Origin of the sequence: Gelidibacter sp., from assembly GCF_039916245.1 — a bacterium.
Classification (GTDB): Bacteria; Bacteroidota; Bacteroidia; order Flavobacteriales; family Flavobacteriaceae; genus Gelidibacter.
In genome coordinates, this window is sequence record NZ_JBDSLS010000202.1 from 1 (window position 1) to 4,062 (window position 4,062).

4 protein-coding genes are annotated in these 4,062 nt (G+C 37.7%); 1 reads left to right on the forward strand and 3 read right to left on the reverse strand.

Going from position 1 to position 4,062, the window contains the following annotated elements; all coding sequences use genetic code 11:
* Positions 1 to 16 precede the first annotated feature (16 nt).
* The gene (locus ABIQ28_RS10865; protein WP_348037168.1) at positions 17 to 1,153 is read right to left on the reverse strand and encodes an NAD(P)/FAD-dependent oxidoreductase; all 1,137 of its coding nucleotides are present in this window, start codon (positions 1,151 to 1,153) and stop codon (positions 17 to 19) included.
* A 305-nt stretch (positions 1,154 to 1,458) separates the two neighbouring features.
* On the opposite strand from ABIQ28_RS10865, the gene ABIQ28_RS10870 reads away from it, so the two are divergent.
* A complete protein-coding gene (locus ABIQ28_RS10870) occupies positions 1,459 to 2,853 on the forward strand; it encodes an RtcB family protein (RefSeq protein ID WP_348037170.1) in 1,395 nt (464 codons plus the stop codon).
* Between the two features lie 59 nt (positions 2,854 to 2,912).
* On the opposite strand, the gene ABIQ28_RS10875 is transcribed toward ABIQ28_RS10870, so the two are convergent.
* Positions 2,913 to 3,386: a 3-oxoacyl-ACP synthase gene (locus ABIQ28_RS10875; RefSeq protein ID WP_348037172.1), complete on the reverse strand. Its 474-nt coding sequence runs from the start codon at positions 3,384 to 3,386 to the stop codon at positions 2,913 to 2,915.
* Complete coding sequence (mtgA, locus tag ABIQ28_RS10880; RefSeq protein ID WP_348037174.1) at positions 3,364 to 4,050, reverse strand: monofunctional biosynthetic peptidoglycan transglycosylase; 687 nt, start codon at positions 4,048 to 4,050, stop codon at positions 3,364 to 3,366. The genes ABIQ28_RS10875 and mtgA overlap by 23 nt, the downstream gene beginning before the upstream one ends.
* Positions 4,051 to 4,062: the final 12 nt, after the last annotated feature.

Consider the following 4,062-nt stretch of genomic DNA (forward strand, 5'->3'; position numbering starts at 1 on the left):
GTATCAACTAAAAAACTCATTTTATAGACATCGGTTTTCCATGGGTTTGTTTGATAATCAGTGGTACTAAAAACGGCATTATTTTGAGCATCCTTAGTGATATTTCTGACAATGTGCTATTATTAAACAAATTGGCGACGACATGACCAACTTTTAAGCGGTTTTGAAATGCATTGTTCCATGCTTTTTGATAGGACGCTTCCAATACATCCCTTGAGGTTATTTTTTTATTAAGGTAATCAATTATCAGTTCGGATGCTATTTGCGCACTTCTAAGCGCCATGCTCATGCCATTGCCACAAAGCGGATGAATCATGCCTGCCGAATCGCCACACATGAGCATATGTTGTTCCACGGGCGATTTACGATCAAAAGAAATCTGGCTAATCGTTAAAGGCGCTTCAAAAACTGGCGTAGTGTTTTCAAAAATTGATTTCAAATAGACATTTTTGAAAAGCACTTTTTCTTGAAACTCGTCAATATCCTTATATTTTTTAAAAGCTTCAAAATTGGTTATATAACACAGATTAATGCTATCATCTTCCACTTTAGAAATCCCACAATAACCACCTTCAAAATTGTGTAAAGCGACCAAGTCTTCAGGAAAACTGCCTTTAACATGCGTTTTTACGGCTAAATAAGGTGATTTATTTTTGATGAATTTTCGGTTCAGTTTTACATCCAAGTTGGTTCGTTTGCCATAAGAACCAATTACGATTTTAGAGCAAAACTGTCCATTATTTTTGGTGGACACTTTAAATTCATCCTGTATAAACTGAACGTCGCCAACCGTATCTTGGACAATCACTACTCCGTTTTCTTTGGCTTTGGAATAGAGCGCATAATCCAAGGCATAACGACTGATGCCAAAACCGCCCAGCGGTAAATCGGCAGAAATCAGTTTATTCTGGATAGTGGACACTTCAAATTTTGTGATGTTTTTGGCTCCTAAGGCGAACACATCAATGTCCAAATAATTCAAATACGGAAGCACTTCACTTGAAATATATTCACCACAAACTTTGTGCTTGGGATAGTCGTTTTTCTCAATAAGAAGGATATTAAAATCATATTTCCGCAGATGGATAGCAGCAGACAAACCCGCCAAGCCTCCTCCAATAATGACGACATCGTAATAACTTTGTAATGACACCTAGCGATTTTTAGCAATACGTTTTATTAAAGATACATGCAATGACTTAATTAAAATGTTCTTTATTGCTTAAATTGTATCTTTTTTCTAATAATTCTGAATGAACTTGTCACAGCAATAAAATTTATCGCATTTGACGCAGATTCAATATCGACAAATCATGAGTCTCCTTTATACATCTTTGAAATTTTTATCGTAATGAGATGAAAAAGATGGTACAAGACGTTAATAATTCCGTATTATAATCAGAAACAAATCTTAATCTGTTCAAAAACATAAACAAATTAACTGCATAAAAAAGAAACATGAAGGAGAAAATCACAGGACACGATTTAATAGCATTGGGATTTCCCCAAGGAAAATGGATGAAAAATGCGATCAAACATATCAATAAAAACAATTTAGAAGGCGAAGCATTGGACAAATTTTTGGAGCAATTTATCCAGCCTGATCCCATTCAATTACATCCAAAACCGGTAGACTTTGCCATCAACATCAAAGCAGAAAATAAATTGGAGGAAGAAAACATAAAAACCGTAATAAATTCCATGCAAACCTTGATGAAAACACCAACTTTGGTTTCAGGTGCCCTTATGCCCGATGCTTGTCCAGCAGGTCCGGATGGAACGATTCCGGTTGGCGGTGTGGCGGTTGCTAAAAACGCCATCCATCCAGGCATGCATAGTGCCGATATTTGTTGTTCTGTCATGCTGACCGATTTTGGAAAAGCAGATCCAAAAGCCATTTTAGATGCCGCTCATGCTAACACACATTTTGGCCCTGGGGGTCGTGATAAGGATGCACAGTTTAAGTTTCCTGCGGAGTTGTTGAAAGCTTTTGAAAACAACAGTTTTTTGAATGATATGCATATGATTTCCATCGCAAAATCACATTTGGGGACCCAAGGCGATGGCAACCATTTTCTGTTTGTGGGGAAATCCAAAAAAACAGGCCATACGATGCTGGTTACACATCACGGCTCTAGAGGTCCAGGCGCACGATTATATGATAAGGGCATGAAAATCGCTGAAAGGTTCAGAAAAGATTTGTCGCCTGACACTAAGAAACAAAACGCATGGATTCCTTTTGAAACCGAAGAAGGACAAGATTATTGGGAGGCTTTGCAAATCATCAGAAATTGGACAAAAACGAATCATGAAGTATTGCATAATGCGGTGGCGGAAACTTTAAACATCGCTATCAAAGACCGTTATTGGAACGAACATAACTTTGTATTTAAGGATGGCGATTTGTTTTACCATGCCAAAGGCGCGACGCCATTAGATAAAAAATTTATGCCAGACATCACAGGTCCGCGATTGATCCCGTTGAACATGTCAGAACCTGTGTTAATTGTAGAAGGTGCAACAACGGCCAACAATTTAGGATTTGCGCCGCATGGTGCTGGTCGGAATATGAGCAGAACCCAACACAGGCGTAGCAAATCAGGGACGACCATGCAAATCTTTAAAGAAGAAACGAGAGGTTTGGACATTCGGTTTTTCTCAAATGAAATTGATATTTCCGAGTTGCCATCAGCTTATAAAAACGCCAATAGCGTAAGACAACAGATGGAAGAATTCGGCTTAGGAATAGTGATTGACGAAGTGATGCCTTATGGCTGCATCATGGCTGGCGATTGGCAGGCGAATGCACCTTGGCGGAAAAAAAGAGAAAAAGATAAGCACAGAAAAAAATAAAGGATTTCTCAAAGAAATTAGATTTCAGACCTCACAGGTTCCAAAACCTGTGAGGTCTTTTATAAAACAGTTTTTATCACAAAATGCTGCTCTCTAAATGCAATTTCGTCATCTGCTTTTTTTCCCATCAGCAATAATCCAATCGGCGTATTTGGAGAAATAGCGAAAAACTTATCCGATCCAACTTTTAATTGCCCTGCGCTTATCGCCATAAAATAATTGGATTTTGAGGTAAACACCACACTTCCCAAACCGATTGTTGCTGAAGACTTAGTTACATCAATTTTAGATAATGCTTCTTTTAATTTTTCAACTTCAGATAATTGCTGTCCTGACTTTTCACGTTCCAATTGCAACATGGCTCGCCCCGTTTCGTGCTTGTCTCCTGCACTACTTTTAGTTTCTGAGTTGAGCGATTCCTGAATTTCCTTAATTTGATTCTGGATGGTTATAAGACGTTCTTCTACAAAATCAACGCATTGCTTATAAAGTTGCTCTTTAATTTTTAAATTACTTTCCATCTTTAGAATCATAATTTAAAGGCCCAAAAAACGACATTTGTTTCATGATCCATAACTTTCTATTGGCAATATATGCGGTTGGTGGATTGGCGCGATATTTTAATGGTCTTGGTAAAATTGCGGCAATGGCAGCTGCTTCACTCTTACTTAGTTTTGAAGCCGGTTTTTTGAACCAATATTGGGAAGCCGATTCAGCTCCATAAATGCCATTCCCCATTTCGATACTATTCAAATACACTTCCATGATGCGCTCCTTGGACCAGATCAATTCAATCAAAAACGTGACATAGGTTTCCAATCCTTTCCGAAGCCAACTGCGGTGTGGCCACAAAAATACATTTTTCGCCGTTTGCTGACTGATGGTACTCGCGCCTCTTACTTTTTTTCCTTTTTGATTATAATCCAAAGCTTTTTCAATAGCTTTCATATCAAAGCCATTGTGTTTTAGGAAATTTTGATCTTCGCTGCAAATTACCGCTAATTGTAAGTTTTTTGAAATTTCGTCTATAGACACCCAATCATGTTTCCAAACGGTTTCTTTCTGTTCAAAATATCTTATGACCATCAAAGGTGTTGCTGGAACCGGAACCCATTTAAAAATGATCACAGCTATAATGGGAATGGCTAATAACCACAAAATAAGCTTAAAGAGAAATTTGAATAGTTTTTTTATCATATCAATGAATAG

Coding starts and splice junctions, on each gene's coding strand:
- ABIQ28_RS10870 (WP_348037170.1), top strand. CDS start 1,459: ATGAAGGAGAAAATCACAGGACACGATTTAATAGCATTGGGATTTCCC.
- ABIQ28_RS10875 (WP_348037172.1), bottom strand. CDS start 3,386: ATGATTCTAAAGATGGAAAGTAATTTAAAAATTAAAGAGCAACTTTAT.
- mtgA (WP_348037174.1), bottom strand. CDS start 4,050: ATGATAAAAAAACTATTCAAATTTCTCTTTAAGCTTATTTTGTGGTTA.